Here is a 16,446-nt window from a genome sequence, read left to right as displayed (position 1 = left end):
AAATACACGCCATTGTGGATGCTTATGGAAATCCAGTGTATTTCATGATCAGTGAAGGACAACGCAACGATATTAATTTCGCGATTCCCTTATTGAAACATGTAAATTTAAAAGGAAGTAACATACTTGCTGATCGTGGATATGACAGTGATAAACTGATTGACTATATCTATGAGCAAGGTGGTGAACCAACAATTCCATCAAGAAAGGGAGCAAAGTTTGAACGTCATTGCGATTGGTGGCTATATAAAGAGCGGCATCTGATAGAAAAACTCTTTTTAAAGCTAAAGGCATTTCGTAGAATTGCCACCCGCTATGACAAACTTGCATTCACCTATCTGGGATTTTTGTGTATCGCTTCAATATTAATTTGGTTAAAATGACCAATGTGTAGCAATTTTAAAACACGCTCTAGAGAATTTTACGCCAACCTAAATAAAAATTGACGATCTGACCACACAAGAAAAGATAATTTATGATAAGACTAAGCAAATTTTTCAACTAATAGGTGGCCAACCTCATATTGTTAAGGAGATACAAATAGTAGATAAAATATATGAATCAGAACTATATATTTCAACCTTAGGTGCATGGATTCCTGCAACACAAACAATCTTAACAAAGAGAACACAATAAGAAAGTTTGGAATCATATACTGGAACGCATTTACACGAATGTGCCCATGCGAGAAGTGGTGCCGATGATGTTAGCCGTTCTTTTGAGCAAGAATTAACAAATATGATTGGCACATTATCAGCCAAACTTATACTTATATAAAATCATTTTACATGATTACTTTAACTCTATTAAAAAATCAGAGCCAAAATAGTACCAAACGGCTTAAAACAACCTCGAGAATGGCCATTATATAAGCATTTCCGGGATTCTGTCCGTTATTCGAACTCTGGTGCGGGTTGAGTGGTTGGGAGTGTTTTTGATACACTTTTTTGTTTTTTTATTGATGTATTATTTGTATTTTCTCGTGCGATTTCTCTGGTTCGGAATTATTAGAGCCAAAATAGAGTCAGAAAATCATCACGTAACATTATAATTCATGTTTATTATTAACTTTTATATATCGAATTCAAGTTTATAATAATGTAAACGCAAAATAGCAAGTACTCATCCATGTGTTGCGGAATCTCTTCTAAGAGATACTGTACATAATCAAAGGGCTTCAGATTGTTGGCTTTTGCTGTTTCTACAATACTGTAAATGATTGCGGAAGTCTTGGCTCCATTGATTGTATCTGTCATCTGCCAATTTTTCTTCCCGATACAAAAGCCCCGGATTGCCCTTTCGCTAAGTTATCTTCATATAAGGATAAGCATCTTTATACGCAGGATATTTTTATCCTCATCTTTTTAGAAAATACACTTAAATGCAGTGGCTTTGTCATCAAAGATGAGGATAACATATTTTATCTGAGTCCGAAAATCCTTGCCAGTTCAGCTTCATCATCTGGCCAAAGTGGTTGTTCAGCGTTTAATTCTGGATTGCTGCGGTCCATGGCAGATTTAATCATCTCCAAGGATGGCTTGGCATAAATCCTTGTAGTCTGAGTGGATGCGTGTCCGAGGATTCTTGACACCAATTCAAGCTCCACATCACTTTGATAAAGATTTGTGGCTCCTGTCCTGCGGAACATATGGGGATGAACTTTAGCTGGCAGATCAGGATGCTCGGGGCGTATCTTTTCGGCATATTTGTTAATGATCCGCTCAACATTGCCTGATGACATCGGATTAGCCTGATTGTGAATAAATGTATAAAACAGATAATCCGTAGCCGGTGCATCCTGATTATGAAAAAGCTTTATGTAATGCTCCAAGTGTTTTACAGTACCTTCAGAGATGGATACAATACGCTCTTTATCCCCTTTGCCATGAATCCTGAGATATGGTGTAGTGTTTTTAAGGTTTACATCTGATAGCTTTAGGGCCGGCAGTTCACTCAGCCTTATTGCTGAATCGTACAGTAATACAAGAATGGTAGTATCGCGTATCTCAATCTTGCGGTTGCCTAGGGCTGAAAGGAGAGCTTTTAAGCATTCTTCTGATAACAGGGCTTTTTCCTTTTCTGGATTTTTCAGAAAAGGAACACGGGATACCATTAGTGCTGTCTGCTGTTGGGTAATGTCACCATCAGCAGCATACCACATATACGACTTTATGGCTGCCAAACGCTGATTACAGGAAGCTTTTTCATAACCCTCTTTCTGCAGATACTCCATAAACCCAAGAAGGAAGTCCCGCGAGCAGTCCTGGAAACCGAATGTCCTAAGGGACAACCCCGGCATCGAAATGTATTTACGAAATACAGTCAGTGCATCCCGGTACGCTTTTACTGTGTGTGGGCTGCGGCTGCACTGCTTTGTGAGATACTCATCAAGGAAATCCCTTGTTTTGGAGAAAAACAGTTTTTCAAAGTCTTTATTCTTCATGCTGCACCTCCGGAATCACGCGGGATGTGATGGTATCCTAACGCCGGATTGTATCAAACGCATCCTGAACCAAATGGTAATAATAATACGATTCCAGCGGTCCTTTGTGCCCCAGATAGCTGCTGAGATAAGGCATCATTACCCGGAGACTGGTATCTGACTCCATCCAGAGATTTATCCTTTTAATTACAAAAGCATGGCGCAGGCAATGTACAGTTGGTTTTTTATCGCACGTCTGAGAAGCTTGTGTGGATCTCCAAAACTCGTTAAACTTCCGGTCAACAGATGTTTTCGGGATACATTTATCCGGGTATTTGCCAGGAAAGAACCATCCGTATGTGTCTGACAGTTCTTTCTCCAGCCATTGTTTGTATTCAATGCATAACTGACATACATCATCAGCGAGATGAACGATACGGTCCTTATTTCCCTTTGAGTGGATAATCGTCAGTGTCCCGCTGTGAGTATCCACATCTGCCAGCCTTAAGGTACAGGCCTCATTGTTCCGGAGACCGCAGCAGTATATTAGCCGGAACAACACCTTGTATTCGGTTGCGAGACGCTCAAAAGCCTTTACCGGCGCGTCTGATTCGTATAGATCAACCTGTTTAAAAAACTCCCTGATATCCTCGTCAGACATTAGGTATGGAACTGTTTTCTCAGGTCTTGGCAGCTGTGCCGGTATGTAGCTCGGTATGCCCATGGTATTCAGATGAATGCAGAAACATCTAAGTGCCTGTAGCCGGTTTGACTGCGTGGTTTTTGATTCGCTTAGTTGTTTTGCAGACCATGAATAATAGAGTTCCTTTGTGATTTCGGTCTTATCCACCTGTCTGGCTTCGCAAAACTGGTCAAAGCGGAATAACCAGTACGCAGGATTGTCAAACATAAAACCGGCTTCTCTACGGGCCTGTATATAAGCACTGATTAAATCGGCAAATATACTGGAATAATTGAAATCCTTATGCATGGAAGACACCTCCTTTTAAAGAGATGCCTACGGTACCCAGCGATATAGGGCACTGCCGCATCCGTTCCTCGTCCAATGAAAGATATTTATGCACGTTGCTGTCCGTACTGTGTCCGAGCGAGTCAGTGATAAGCTCTGCTTTCGTGCTTCCTCTTAACAGATTTGTTGCAAATGTTCTCCGCATCATGTGCCTGATAAATACATGTATGTCGGCACTTTCCGGTCTGCCATCACGAAGATATCTGAACAGAATGTTGCCAGTTCTCACCGGCATAGGCAGTGCGATGTTTTTGCCGGTTTTCTCCTGCGTCAGACATATGCTCCGCCTTGTCCAATCGATGTTGTCAAAACGAAGAAACACTATGTCACTGGCTCTGAAGCCCATGGTCAATCCGACACAGACAATGGCATAATCCCGCCGTTCTACAGGTGAAAGTGTATCACTATTGACAGACCATATATAGGCCATCTCTTCCGGAGACAGTGTCTGCACAATTACTGTCCGTGGAGCCGATATAGTCGGAAGGGCTTTATACAGATAGGGATTGCAGACCATGCCCTGTTCATAAAGATATATAAGGAAACACCTTATCCTGCAGTTATAAGCTGCTTTGCCCTCAGGCGTCGTATGTTTATCTTTACGGTTAAAATCCTGCAAAGTGTCCGTGGTGATTTCACAAAAATCATTTATCCCGTCTTCTTGCAGATACTGACAGAACCGGATGCAGCAGGAATGGTGCATGGTTATGGTTGATTTTTTCCATCCCTCACGCTCAAGCAGGGCAAGATAGGAACGGATGCTGTCAAATGCCCAGACAGGAAGTCTGTTAACTGGAGGAACATAAGACGGGTCACCCGTATAGGTGGTAGTAATAATGCCGGTTTTTAGATAGTGCAGGAACTGGCACAAGCTGCGCCTGTGCTGTTTCCAACCGGCACCCAGGAAAGGTTGCACATGATTGAACCATAACCACAGGTTTTCTTCGGTCCGGCTGAAGGAATGCATATCCAGAAAGATATAACAAAGCGTCAGGATATGTCTTGTACTTTTGAGGACGGTTTTCTTATACCGGGCATTAGCCATTTCCTTAAGAAATGTCTCTATAATCGACCAGGAAATAACCGGCAATTCAGTTTGGTTTGACCCCGGCAATTCGGTATCAGGAATCTCCACTATCTGATGGATTAGCAGCTTGTTAAGGGCAAGTGAAAAACCCAGCGAGCATTTCCCGTGGTCGGAACTGTACCTTAAAAACCCCCGTATCAAATCTTCATATACATCTTTGGAGATGGAAAATTTGTGGTAATCATCCTTGTGAAAACTCAGCAGCCCAGAATAATCAAGCTGGCTAATGCTTTGGAGTCCCTTGTTTTGCAGGTAGAATAAAAACCTTGCGCAGGAGATGCGGTAACGTCCATCATCAGGATTGACTAACTCATTGTCCAGAAAATCATCCAGTTCAGCTTTCAATGTTTCTGACAACCGGCAGTAGGCGGATTCCCTTACTCCCAAGTGATCTGGTGATATATGCCCTTTGGTATATACATCTTCCAGCTGGTCAACGCAATGCTTCCAGCCGGTATGCTGCCGATAGTTCCAGCAAGCTTTGTTGTCATCGATCCATCGATTTGCGGCGTCCGAAGAATAAAATATTTTTTCTCCAGTCAGATGTTTTCGCTGAGCGTTACAGCCACGTTCCGTAGCTGGTGGAAAGTCAGTACAGCCTTTTTGACGGAGCCTTTTCACCCAGTTGTAAAACGTTCCTGGTTTAATATCATGTTCCACACACCATTGATGATCAGTGCGGCCACTTTTGCGGCATTCCATAATTAGGCGATATTGTTCGTTTGTTGGTATTCTGGCACTTCTCATGAGCAATCCTCCATAAATGTATTTAGAGTAAAATGCCTGCATCTATCATTTCTATCAACAGAAAATGAAGTAAAATGCTTGCATTCTCTAACAATAATTATAGACTTAGTCTTAGGGCAAAACAATCCGTAGAATTATTTTGCGCTTACGATATTTTTCCAGATATGCCATCAGATGGGCAACTGTTTTATCAGTGACCGAAACAATACGCTTCTTATCCCCCTTTCCATGTATCCGGATATAAGGAACCGATGCCTGTGTATTGAGCGATGATACTTTTAATTCCAAAAGTTCTGATACCCATCGTATAAAAGAATCATCATTGTTCGGTCCCGCAGACCTGTCTTTGTGTTAGGAGGTGCTGCCAACAGTGCTGTAAGCTCATCCTCTCTGATTGTTTCCCGGAGACGTTTAGAACACGTAGAAATGGGACTTTTGATGCAGTAAGAGCTATGGATTGTAACGAAATATCACGATCCGCTGCATACCACAGATAAGCTCTTAATGCAGCCAGCCGGTTATTACATGTCCTTTCTGCGCACCCTGAATACTTAAGGAAAGCGATATAATCAAGAAGGAAGTCATGGGTACAGTCATCAAAACGGAACTTACGAATTGATAGATGCTTTTGGTCCGTCACATACGGTCAGAGCATCCCGATATGTCTCAATTATATGAATACTTTTTCGTACCTGTTTCGGGAGATAGTGGTTTAAATATTCGCTTGTCCCACCGAAAAACAGCTCTTGTATATCAGGTTTATTCTTCATTAGTACATACCTCCTGAATGAGCCTTGACGATGAGATATCTTTATCCCGAATAATCCGAAATACCTCCTGAATCTGATGATAATAATAGAACGTATCATCCGGACTGCAATGTCCAAGATATCTGCTCAGATATGGCATCATGACATCTAAAGAAATGCCGCTTTTATCCACAGATTCATTCTTTTCACGACAAAGCTGTGCCGGAGACTATGAACCGATGGGGCTCGGTCGAGATTCTCCGCAAAGGGTGTGCTTGCCCAAAACTGCCGGAATTTCATATCAATAGTCCCCACGCTGATCATACATTCCGGATTTCGTGCTGGAAAGAACCAGGCAGATATCACATGGTAAACAGAATTCAGAAGCGTTTTATACTGTCGGCAAATGTCCATAAGGTCCAAAGTTTGATAAACAATCCTATCTTTCCGACCTTTTGCCTGCCTGATCCGTATTGCCCCTTTTTCTAGGTCAACATCATCATGTTTCAGTTTCCGTGCTTCAGAGACACGAAGTCCGCAGCAATAAATAACCCAAAACAGTATCATTTATTTCACCCCCCCAGTCGCTTGAATACGGCGGCATTAAGCTTAGGGTGATAACGGTCTGTTTCTTTGAAAAACGAGAGGATCTCCTCATCTGAAAGTACATGTGCTACGACGTAACTCTTTTTATAAAATTGGTATACAGGATAAATCCGCATGATAAAGCTGATAAATATGTTGATAGGAAAATGCACTGACCGTCTCTAATCCGTGGTCATGGAAAAAGAGCATAACTTTTGAGCAGTAGAGCTTTGCTAATTCCCATGAACCTCATGTGTAACTGTCTACACATGACTTAAGATAATCGTCAAGCGGTGTTTTCAAGGAATCCGGCACCTTGTCGTAGGAAGGCCAGATCTGATACAGATACCTGTCCGATATCCTACCCGTAGAAACCATCTCTTCCATCTGTATCATGTACTGATTCCAGTAATAACATTTTTGCCGGGAATATACCTCTTTGATTGATGCAATCCAGTCGCTTGCTGTTTAATCCGAATAATCGTTTCTGCAATCAGCCAGATATACAGCAAAAGCACTGTAGCATTCCTCATGAGAAGCACGGCTGCTTGAGCAGACACGCTTCTCCCTGAGAAAATCCATTACCTTTGTTACGTTACGATAATAATCGTTCATGAAACCACCTCCATTTTTAAGATGGTTTCATTATCTCATTTCAAAAGATGTTATCCTCATCTTTTACAACAGAAAGTTCAGATGTAAAGAGCTTTATTGAAAAGATGAGGATAAAAATAATCTGAGGAGAAGCCACATGCAAGTATGATACGTTTTACACCAGCTTCAGCTAACATGTGCGATAACCTCCAGTATCTGTTTCAACAATGTTTCTGAAATAGAATTGGATAATTCGATGGAAAGAGAACCTGAACGGATTAACGGTGTTATTAAACGTATTTGCTTAGTTTCAATGCATTTCAAAGATATTTTTTGCTTCAATTACATATATTATTTTGACTTACTGATTTTTTGTTGCCAATATGTTGCCATCAAACATATCCTATTTATTGATTCTACAACTTCTTTAACGATGTCTAATATTTTGATACACTCTAAATATTTGCTCTTAAAAAACGTTTTCAACATTAATTCCATTCTGTATCAAATAACTTGTCATAGCTTTTATTCTACGAACTCGACTTGACCTGCCTTTTGTTCCAGAAGACATACTCCGAATATATTCCTGCACCATTTCATTACTATCTTTTACCCTTACTTGCATGTAGAATTTATTTAGAATATCTTTAATAGCACTTAAATCAGCGTCACTGTTATAACAGTTAAAACATAGTCCCCAAATTCCATATAAGTGACTAACACCTTCAATTTTATACTTATCATAATCTAAATCAAGTGCTTCCATATATTTCGTTATATTCATAAATTCATCTCTATAAGGTTGAATGTTAATTATTTGCGGTATCCATTTATCATATAAATCATCTAAATCTCTCTTCGTATATGCAATTACATTTTTCTCTAGCATGAGAAACAATAATTCTGATATAAACTCCTTATCCTCCATTCTATTAATTTCTAAATTTTCTAGCCGTTTTTTCCAAAATTCTAATTCTGCCATCTTCTCTACTAAAATATAAAAGTTTTCTTTATGATATTTAGCATGCCGTAACTCTTGATATGTTAATGGTTCTCCATTACGATTGAGACGATCAAATATTTCTTTAATAACCAGATTATCCTTTATATCAATGTATATAATAGGAATTTTATATCTCCAAAATCTTTTTTTATATTCTGGATAACGTTCTAAATCCTTGAAAGAAACACCGTTTAATTCATCATTCCCAAGAACACCACTCCCAAAATCATCAGGAAGACTAATTTTCCCTTCAATAAACTCAATTATTGTTGATAGTCGCTGTTTCCCATCAATTACATCATATTTAGTAGTACCAGTGTCTTCATCTATGTACATTCGTAGAAATATAGGCGGAATAGGAAAATTTTTAAATATTGAATCTATAAGAAATCTTCTTTTATCAAGATTCCATACCAAATTCCTTTGATACTCTGCCTCATAATTATATTTATTAGCTATATGTCCTTCATAAAATTCCGACAAGACAATATTGTTAGATTCCGTTACTAAAAAATCATTCATATAAACCTCCTAATATATCAGAATTGGCATACACCACATAATTAGAAAACAAGCTCTCCAATACAGCATTAAACTCACTTGGTAAATTGGGATTAATAACTTTCAAATTAACTCCTGCGTCCAAATCTAAAAATAATTCATCAAGTTCTAATCTATCTACATTCCAATACGACAGTCCACACAATAATACTTCGTCTTTTTCAATGAGTTTTTTTGCGGCTTCTCTTGCAATCACCTGTAATTCCTTTGACCAGTGACTTGAGAATCTTGCCGAGTCTCCTGCGGGAGGAATCATAGCATTGATTCTGGAGTTCACTCGCAAATTTTTACATTCAACTTTTATTTCATTAAGTCGTCCTTCTAATATGTCACGTCCATAATGTATTTCAAAAGAACTATTATCTAAGCACCTATCAGATTGAAAGCTGATAGAACCGTGTGGTTTTATAATATCAACAATTGCATTACTATTTTCTTTAATGCCTGGATAGCTATATTCAATATTAAGTAAATCAAATATTCTCTCTAACCATATATCATAATTATATGTAACAATAGTTATTTTCTCAAATCGCTTATTAACATCTTTAATTTTATCAAATAGAAACTTCCATCCCCAACTTTCTATTGCATCAATTAACTGATGATCCGTTATTAAGTCATTATAATGAATAAATAAAAACTTTAAATACTCCACCAATTCTTTGTATGCTTTTATATATATTCCATCTTCTTGTAAAATTCTTTTTGGATTCTTAAGCTTAACATATGAATATACATTGGCACATGTTATGATTTCTTCTACTAATTTTGTGCCTCCTTCCTGATTAGATCTCGCCCCTAAATTCCAAAGATTAGGACAACGTTTATATGATAAGAAACCTGGTTCTTCATCGGAAAGCCATTTAACTTGATATCCAAATTTAAATAAATTTGTAAGATCAATTTGCTCTTTACAATTTATACGATTTACTAAATCTATTGAGAATCCATTTCCCAAAATCAGATATAACCTCTTCTGCATTTAATCCCCCTTTTGTCCTTTGTTTAATTCTGTAGACACTAAAAAATATAATTGTCAGTCAACACAATAAAACAGCATTTTTTTTAATATTGTTTTTAAAAATTTGAAAATGCTGACCCCCCATCATTTCTATATGATGGGTACGACTTATTATATCATTTGTTTAAAATTTTTCCTACTACTTAATTATAACTGTATTACAAATAAACAGCCATAGGTTTTCTGCTCCTTTTTCTTTGCTTTTATTTTACCATAAAGAGCATAGAAAAAGAAGCAGAAAAACCAGTATTTATAAGGGTTTTTATCCTCTTAGTGGTAACGGGATAGTATCCACTTCACGCTAATATAATGTGTTTGTTATCCAACGGTAGTCCGTATGTTTGAAAACTTTGGGTTGTTTGATATGGCAATCGCACAGCATGAACATAAACATGGGACTTTGAAATAAGCGTACCTCCATATTTTTGTCCGCTACTGTTGCTCTACCCTTTAAGTGGACTCATTCTAGTCCCATTCTATCATTTTTTCTTTATAAAATAAAGAGAAAATGGACTAATTCCAGTCCACACGTAAAGGGGAAAATCATGGGACAAAAAATAAAACAAGAAGGAATTGATATTGGGGGAAATATTCGTAGAATACGGTTAGAAAAGGGAATCGGACAGAGTGAACTGATTGGTATGCTGGATTTAAAAGACATCGGAATGACCAGAGAAGCCCTAGTGAAAATCGAGCGTGGTATTCAGCACATTACTGTCTTACAGCTTCGTAGTATCCATGATTACTATGATGAACTCTTGAAATAAAGGATATTTTATCAAATAGAGGCCCATGGCATAAAACACCCCGGGAATGCCCATTTTATCAGCATTCCCGGGGGGCTGTCCGTTATTCAAACTCTGGTGCGGGTGGGGTGAGTGGTGGTATTTTTGGTGCACTTTTGTGTTCTTTTGTTGATTTATTATTTGTATTTTCTTGTGCACTTTCTCTGGTTTGCAATTATTAGAGCCAAAATAGAGCCAATTTCATTAAAGAAAGAACAAGCCCTTGTTCTTTCTTTAACATTCAATCTAATATTTCAATTTGGCATACAAGCCAAATTATCTAAAATATTTTTATTAGAACTTTGAGTTTCAATCTCATAAGATTTACCGTTTCTGATAACACTTATATCTCCATTACAAGCTTCTCCACACTCTGCAATATTATTACATAAACCCGTATATTCTGTACAATAAATATCAATCCCATTATCCCTGAGTGCTTTTATTGTTTCTGAACTGGGATGATTATATTTTGCATTTTCACCCGTAGAAATTATGGCTATTTTCGGCTTGAGCTGCTCCAAAATCTTTTTAGTTCCCCACTCATTTTTTAAATCATCATAATAGGCACCATGATGAGGCATTTTTAAAACATCACATGTTAATTCAGGATTCCGTTCAAAAATGGATTGCCATCCTTCCGGACCCAAGTCACCCGTAAACAAGATATTATAATCACTATTACTCAGCAAACAGACTATGGACATATTATTTACATTATTGGTTAAATATGCATTTATAGAATCTTTTTCATTTGGATAAATCACGCTAAAATTAGTGTCATTTAATTCGACAATTTTTTTAGATGAAACAGTCGTATCATTAGTGCCAGATACCAATTGCATTTTGTACTTTTTATAATACTCCATAAATTTTTTCAAAAACAGTTTCATAGTTAATGTTGGCTTATGGCGATCCAAATTAAAGCACACCTTAACCACTCTACCTTCCGATGCATACTTTTCTAAAAAGTCATTAACTCCTTTGCAATGATCAGAATCAGAATGACTTATAACAAGTAAGTCAACAACGCTTACATTTTTATCCCTCAATTCCTTTAATAGTTTATCGCTCTTGGGAATATCAATAATCACTGTACAAATATCAGCGTCATTATTTAAAAAAGCAACCGAACTGTCACCATGTCCAACATCCAAAAATTTTACAACTTGTTCACTTTTATTACCCATGGTCATTCTCCCTCCTGCAAAAGTTCATTTCTAAAAAAAGAAATAACCTCATCATCGTTTAAGTAGGAATAAACCAAAGGCTTTATCTCATACAATTTACCATTGTACATTTTTGCAGAGAATTCCGCTCCCTTTCGCAAAAACCAACCCGGCATTGATTTGTCAATTGCAATTTCCGTTTCACCATTCTCTAGTAAACATACTTTACACGCCCAATTATCTACATCAATGTCTTCCACTTGTCCAGATACATTAGTGTATGTGCTAAAATCAATTTTTTCATCATTTTTATTGCTAGCATTCCCATTATAAATGTTGTAATACTCTTCCACTAATTGAATTTCTTCTTCAGTAAGTTCATAAGCGTTATAAATCAAATCATTTAATTCATTTTCAGCATGTTTTAATACTACATCATCCTCATCAGCATAAGCCTCTTTTATCTTTTCAAAAATAATTTTGAATTGATTAATGTAATAATCGTTAAACACTGGTATTGGTATTTTTCTAACAACATCGGTAGGAATTGTACGTTTAACGCACTCTTTTCTGACATAAGAATTAATTAATTTACTATTAATTAATGCACATATCGCTTCATTAGTTATGTTATCATCAGATGTAACTACCGCAAAGAAAGAATGGCTCGGAAAATACTGGTTCTCATCAATCATCGCACTTATACAATTCAATTCTCCAGGAGTAGATGACATTTTAATAAGTACTTTGCTTTTTGCTTCATAAATTAATCTATTTTTTCTCCTTAGTCTCATCCCTCTATATGTCTCTTTTATTTTCTTTTCTTCTTCAATTGTCATATCATAATTCAGATATTTTATTTCATCTTGCATCTTATCAGACAAATAATACTTTTGAAAATCTTTAGCATTAGAAATATAAGGAACCCATCCATCAAATTGCATTTTGGAAAATTCATAGTATGATGGCAGCATTACTCCCATAATATTATCTGTAACATCATTTAATGTTTGTTCACGCATTTCTATTTTCTTTAGAACACCTTCTATTGGAGAAAAATTCATTTTATAATTTATATCACAGCTCCAATTTTTTTGAATATTAGCAAAATAAATAAAATCCCATTTTTGCAATTTGAAATAATTATTAAGAGAGTTCACATTTCTAGTCAAAATTTTAATTTTTGTAACATTTTCGTTTATAATCTGTTTTTTCTTTTGTGCAATAATAACAATCGTAGAACAATTATTTTCAAACACTGTACCGGGAAGACTCCAAAGTTCAAGTATATCAAAGTTCTCTAACAAATTTTTTCTTTGAAAAATCGAACTATCATTTTGCAGAAAACTTTCTGGCAATATGATTCCAATATACCCATCCTCATGCAACCAATCAATATATTTATCTAAAAATTTTGTTGCTTTTTGCTTTCTGGTTTTTTCACCTCTTTTTTCTTCATAAGGCGGATTTCCCATTATAATATAAGGAGACTCTTCAACGCTATTAAGTTTTAATAAATCTCCGGCTTTTACATTCCATTTATTTCCATAAGGAAGGCTATACAATAAAAAAGATAACCTTGCCACCTCAGATGCAAATTTGTCTAAATCATATCCAGCAATCATTTTTGTTAAATAATCATGTCTACTAAATTCATCCATTTCATACACAATCAAATCCTCAAGTCTTTTACATGCACTTAATAGCAAACTTCCAGAACCACATGTTCCATCCAATACCTTCCTAGAAAACACCGGTATATTTTCTATTGGTATGCTATTTGCAATTTCTTGACTGAGTATTTTGGGAGTATAATAAATGCCAAATTCTTTTCTAATAGTATTTGCTTTCTTTTTATTTAGTTGCAAAAGAGTAGACTCATAGAAATATCCCAATAGCTCATGATCGACACTTTGATAATTGATGCTAACATTTAAACTACTATATATTTCACTGACCAATTCTCTACCATATTTAAACATTAAGTTGTCACTAAAGTATTCTTTATATTTGAACGATAGTTCATCTAAAAGTTCAAAAACATTTGGAACACTATTATTAATATTAATCTTGCTATTAATAATTAAAGCTGAAATAATGTGCATTGTGATACTTGTAATATTATTCATATCACGATTATTAATATTTTTCTGTGACTTTAAATAACTTTTTGCTGCTAATAATCCTTTAGCAAATTCCTCGCTAAGTATTTTACAAGTCGCATCTCTCGAAAAATCTATTAAACCTGCAGCTTCAAATATTGTAATTTGTCTTAGACCCATTTTTGCTTCAATTAGGTTATCTGACATAAATTCAAATCTATTCTTTTCAAAATACATATGAATTAGCTTCTCATCATCGTCCTTAATTAATGTCTGATTATTCGAAGCGATACTCCATATATGTACTCTTTTCTTTTGGGTTAATATGAGCACCGGTGTTGCCATATATTTAGCATTTCTCACATATAAGTTCTCTTCTTGAAGGTTATCTACTTCTTGAATTGCAATGCAAGAAGTAGATATATCTTTTATATATCGATCGCTAAATGCTACATAGTCAAATTTCAAGACAGATGTGCCATCAATCTGAACAGTGTAATCTTCTGAAAAATGTTCATTGCTATATCCCAAATCCCCCAACATATTTCTAATTTCAACACTTTTCATTGGCACATTCCTCCTATTTTTATACTATCACCAGTATATCATTCAATTCAATATCCTTCAACAACTAGTTAGACAATCTTTGTATTTTTAACCCCGCCCCTCTCTTATACATACTCATAATTTACAACAATTATTCTATCCTAACATCAAACCTCTATCGTCTTCCATCCTGTTCCAGCATAAAGAACATATCAAACTCCAACTCGTCCCTCTCCCGATTCAAAAACCCACTAACCGCCTCTTCCGTCTGCGCCTCCAGTGCTTTCCTTTTTTCCGTCACATCTTCTCCATCCAGATATGCCGAAACAACTTCCCCTCCGGCAGTTACAACCATAGAAGAATGACCTTCTTTCTCCTTCTCTGCACATCCGCTCAACATCAGGGCAGACAGCACCACTATCAAAATTCTTTTCATACGCTCTCCTTTTGTCTCATTTTTACAACCAGTCAAGGCAAAGTTCTACGATAGACTAAAAGTGCAAATTATGATACAAGAAATGGGGGATTTTATATGCCAAAGCCACTCACTAAAACCGGAGAGAAGAACCTCATAGGTTTACGTTTAAAGGATTTAAGGAAAGAGCATAACCTTTCCCAGCGTGACCTCGCCCGTCAGTTACAATTAGCCGGAGTTGATATGGACAAAAACGTCATTACCCGGATAGAAACGAATAAAAGATATGTGACAGATTTAGAACTGAAAGCCTTAACTGAAATATTCCATGTTACTTATGATTACTTAATTGATGGCTGCGTAAAGAAATAGCAGTAATCGTACATTTTCATACATAGGCACTTTGTGATGAGGTTAAAATTATTCATAATCACTTCCAAATCCTCATCTTCATCTCTAACACCTAACCGCTCGCACACATGCCAGTAAGCATCCAATACCTTTGAATATGCTTGTTGGCATGTTTTATCTTCTGCAAATTCATCCTCTACATACCTGCTCTCTTCCGGCGGATTGTCTGTCAAATCTAAAGAGCCATTCATCAAATCAAAAATTAACATTTTAAATTCTTCTGTTGTTCTTTCCATCTCATTCTTCCTTTCTTTTGTCTCAATTTTACAACCGATTGTACACCCATTTCAGAGTAAAATCAAGAAAAAGTGCAAAAACTGAGACAAGCAAGATTAAACTGAAAGGAACCCTTATGAAAAGACTACGTACACAGGATGATGGTAAAAACATTGTAGCTGCAAGGCTTAAAACTTTAAGAGAACATTATGGCTATTCCCAACGTGATTTAGCCGATCAGTTGCAACTAGCCGATTTCGACGTGGATAAGAACATGATTACAAGAATTGAAACCAACAATAGATACGTTTCCGACTTTGAGATAAAAGCATTGGCAGAATTTTTTGATATCTCCTACTCCTATCTGCTTGACGGCATTCCAACAGAAAAAGACCGCAAAAAATATCCTGATTTATAAGTGAAATGGCTCCCCTTCTTTCTCGGGAAGCCACTTCTTTTATATACATTCCAGTTTTCTACTATGGAAGTAAACTCATTCAACCTCTTCATAGATTAATTCTTTCAGAACAATTTCTTCCGCTGCACTCTTAATATTATTCAATAACCCCACCCACTCCATTTGCTCCCGGGCTTTTAGCTCCTCTGTAATACCTTGCTGCATCTTCATAGATTCTACAATCCTATCTACCTTCTCTATTGCAATTTTATCTATATTGTTCAAATGCTCCACCAGCCGACCTTGTGTGAGTAGGCAGGTATAAAATACTCGGCGGTGTTCCTTTAAATATTGAAGTCTCAGCCTCCCATTTTTTCCATAGGTAGGGGCTGCCTCCTGCGGCGGTAATAAATCCGGCAAATAAAAATCTCCTTCCAATGTGTAAAACAAACCGTTTCCCTCATCGTAAATATGCTTTTTCATAAGTCACTCCTTATCTTTCGCCCCTATCTTTGGAACGGGTACGAACCTGATTTTTCTTGTTATCTGTAGCTTTTATTCTTTGCTTGTACTTCTTCAGTGTTTCCATTACGCTAACTGGTT

21 protein-coding genes and 1 pseudogene are annotated in these 16,446 nt (G+C 36.7%); 4 read left to right on the top strand and 18 right to left on the bottom strand.

What is annotated here, in order from left to right; all coding sequences use genetic code 11:
- A partial coding sequence (locus tag RHS_RS22905) for an IS5 family transposase (protein WP_395023420.1) occupies positions 1–383 on the top strand: 383 nt, incomplete at its 5' end.
- Positions 384–1,121: 738 nt separating this feature from the next.
- On the opposite strand, the pseudogene RHS_RS22900 reads toward RHS_RS22905, so the two are convergent.
- The 13 genes and pseudogenes from RHS_RS22900 to RHS_RS22870 form a co-directional block, all read right to left on the bottom strand.
- Positions 1,122–1,304: pseudogene (locus RHS_RS22900) on the bottom strand (transposase domain-containing protein); the annotation flags it as partial.
- Between the two features lie 116 nt (positions 1,305–1,420).
- Positions 1,421–2,443, bottom strand: coding sequence for a tyrosine-type recombinase/integrase (locus RHS_RS22895; RefSeq protein ID WP_047834477.1), 1,023 nt, complete (start codon positions 2,441–2,443; stop codon positions 1,421–1,423).
- Between the two features lie 37 nt (positions 2,444–2,480).
- Positions 2,481–3,413 carry a tyrosine-type recombinase/integrase gene (locus tag RHS_RS22890; RefSeq protein WP_047834476.1) on the bottom strand — a complete coding sequence of 311 codons (933 nt, stop codon included), beginning with the start codon at positions 3,411–3,413 and terminating at the stop codon, positions 2,481–2,483.
- Positions 3,406–5,286: an IS66 family insertion sequence element accessory protein TnpA gene (gene tnpA, locus RHS_RS31735; RefSeq protein ID WP_395023418.1), complete on the bottom strand. Its 1,881-nt coding sequence runs from the start codon at positions 5,284–5,286 to the stop codon at positions 3,406–3,408. Before tnpA ends, RHS_RS22890 begins: the two co-directional genes overlap by 8 nt.
- Before the next feature lie 111 nt (positions 5,287–5,397).
- Entirely contained in the window at positions 5,398–5,574 is a 177-nt protein-coding gene (locus RHS_RS31730; RefSeq protein WP_395023417.1) for a hypothetical protein, read from the bottom strand.
- Between the two features lie 31 nt (positions 5,575–5,605).
- Positions 5,606–5,926 (bottom strand): phage integrase SAM-like domain-containing protein, encoded by a 321-nt coding sequence (locus tag RHS_RS31725; RefSeq protein WP_395023416.1) that lies wholly within the window; start codon positions 5,924–5,926, stop codon positions 5,606–5,608.
- Positions 5,895–6,056, bottom strand: coding sequence for a hypothetical protein (locus RHS_RS31720; RefSeq protein WP_395023415.1), 162 nt, complete (start codon positions 6,054–6,056; stop codon positions 5,895–5,897). The genes RHS_RS31725 and RHS_RS31720 overlap by 32 nt, the downstream gene beginning before the upstream one ends.
- Positions 6,046–6,228: a hypothetical protein gene (locus RHS_RS31715; RefSeq protein ID WP_395023414.1), complete on the bottom strand. Its 183-nt coding sequence runs from the start codon at positions 6,226–6,228 to the stop codon at positions 6,046–6,048. Before RHS_RS31715 ends, RHS_RS31720 begins: the two co-directional genes overlap by 11 nt.
- Positions 6,204–6,602 (bottom strand): tyrosine-type recombinase/integrase, encoded by a 399-nt coding sequence (locus RHS_RS22880; RefSeq protein WP_395023413.1) that lies wholly within the window; start codon positions 6,600–6,602, stop codon positions 6,204–6,206. The genes RHS_RS31715 and RHS_RS22880 overlap by 25 nt, the downstream gene beginning before the upstream one ends.
- A 267-nt stretch (positions 6,603–6,869) precedes the next feature.
- Positions 6,870–7,016 carry a hypothetical protein gene (locus RHS_RS31710; protein ID WP_395023412.1) on the bottom strand — a complete coding sequence of 49 codons (147 nt, stop codon included), beginning with the start codon at positions 7,014–7,016 and terminating at the stop codon, positions 6,870–6,872.
- A 72-nt stretch (positions 7,017–7,088) separates the two neighbouring features.
- On the bottom strand, positions 7,089–7,235 hold the full coding sequence (locus RHS_RS31705) for a hypothetical protein (protein WP_395023411.1): 147 nt from the start codon (positions 7,233–7,235) through the stop codon (positions 7,089–7,091).
- Positions 7,236–7,683: 448 nt separating this feature from the next.
- Positions 7,684–8,739, bottom strand: a complete 1,056-nt coding sequence (locus RHS_RS22875) for a DUF262 domain-containing protein (protein ID WP_047834475.1) — start codon at positions 8,737–8,739, stop codon at positions 7,684–7,686.
- On the bottom strand, positions 8,732–9,763 hold the full coding sequence (locus RHS_RS22870) for a hypothetical protein (RefSeq protein WP_047834474.1): 1,032 nt from the start codon (positions 9,761–9,763) through the stop codon (positions 8,732–8,734). The genes RHS_RS22875 and RHS_RS22870 overlap by 8 nt, the downstream gene beginning before the upstream one ends.
- Positions 9,764–10,347: 584 nt before the next feature.
- Here RHS_RS22870 and RHS_RS22865 point away from each other — a divergent pair.
- The gene (locus RHS_RS22865) at positions 10,348–10,569 is read left to right on the top strand and encodes a helix-turn-helix domain-containing protein (RefSeq protein WP_047834473.1); all 222 of its coding nucleotides are present in this window, start codon (positions 10,348–10,350) and stop codon (positions 10,567–10,569) included.
- Positions 10,570–10,841: 272 nt separating this feature from the next.
- Here RHS_RS22865 and RHS_RS22860 read toward each other — a convergent pair whose 3' ends face one another.
- The 3 genes from RHS_RS22860 to RHS_RS22850 all read right to left on the bottom strand — a co-directional run bounded on the left by RHS_RS22860 (position 10,842) and on the right by RHS_RS22850 (position 14,840).
- On the bottom strand, positions 10,842–11,777 hold the full coding sequence (locus RHS_RS22860; protein ID WP_395023408.1) for a ComEC/Rec2 family competence protein: 936 nt from the start codon (positions 11,775–11,777) through the stop codon (positions 10,842–10,844).
- 2 nt (positions 11,778–11,779) lie between these two features.
- A complete protein-coding gene (locus RHS_RS22855) occupies positions 11,780–14,425 on the bottom strand; it encodes a class I SAM-dependent DNA methyltransferase (RefSeq protein WP_047834471.1) in 2,646 nt (881 codons plus the stop codon).
- 154 nt (positions 14,426–14,579) lie between these two features.
- Positions 14,580–14,840 (bottom strand): lipoprotein, encoded by a 261-nt coding sequence (locus RHS_RS22850; RefSeq protein ID WP_047834479.1) that lies wholly within the window; start codon positions 14,838–14,840, stop codon positions 14,580–14,582.
- A gap of 96 nt (positions 14,841–14,936) precedes the next feature.
- Here RHS_RS22850 and RHS_RS22845 point away from each other — a divergent pair, with 96 nt between their 5' ends.
- Positions 14,937–15,191: a helix-turn-helix domain-containing protein gene (locus tag RHS_RS22845; RefSeq protein ID WP_047834470.1), complete on the top strand. Its 255-nt coding sequence runs from the start codon at positions 14,937–14,939 to the stop codon at positions 15,189–15,191.
- Here the strand turns inward: RHS_RS22845 and RHS_RS22840 are convergent.
- Complete coding sequence (locus tag RHS_RS22840) at positions 15,161–15,466, bottom strand: hypothetical protein (RefSeq protein ID WP_047834469.1); 306 nt, start codon at positions 15,464–15,466, stop codon at positions 15,161–15,163. The two genes, RHS_RS22845 and RHS_RS22840, sit on opposite strands and share 31 nt — an antisense overlap.
- 116 nt (positions 15,467–15,582) lie before the next feature.
- Between RHS_RS22840 and RHS_RS22835 the strand changes: the two genes are divergently transcribed.
- Positions 15,583–15,864: a helix-turn-helix domain-containing protein gene (locus RHS_RS22835; RefSeq protein ID WP_047834468.1), complete on the top strand. Its 282-nt coding sequence runs from the start codon at positions 15,583–15,585 to the stop codon at positions 15,862–15,864.
- 75 nt (positions 15,865–15,939) lie between these two features.
- Here RHS_RS22835 and RHS_RS22830 read toward each other — a convergent pair whose 3' ends face one another.
- The gene (locus RHS_RS22830; protein WP_047834467.1) at positions 15,940–16,326 is read right to left on the bottom strand and encodes a TnpV protein; all 387 of its coding nucleotides are present in this window, start codon (positions 16,324–16,326) and stop codon (positions 15,940–15,942) included.
- Positions 16,327–16,446: the final 120 nt, after the last annotated feature.

This window comes from Robinsoniella sp. RHS (genome assembly GCF_001029355.1).
Taxonomy (GTDB): domain Bacteria; phylum Bacillota; class Clostridia; order Lachnospirales; family Lachnospiraceae; genus Robinsoniella; species Robinsoniella peoriensis.
This window is presented reverse-complemented; position numbering and strand designations above follow the sequence as displayed.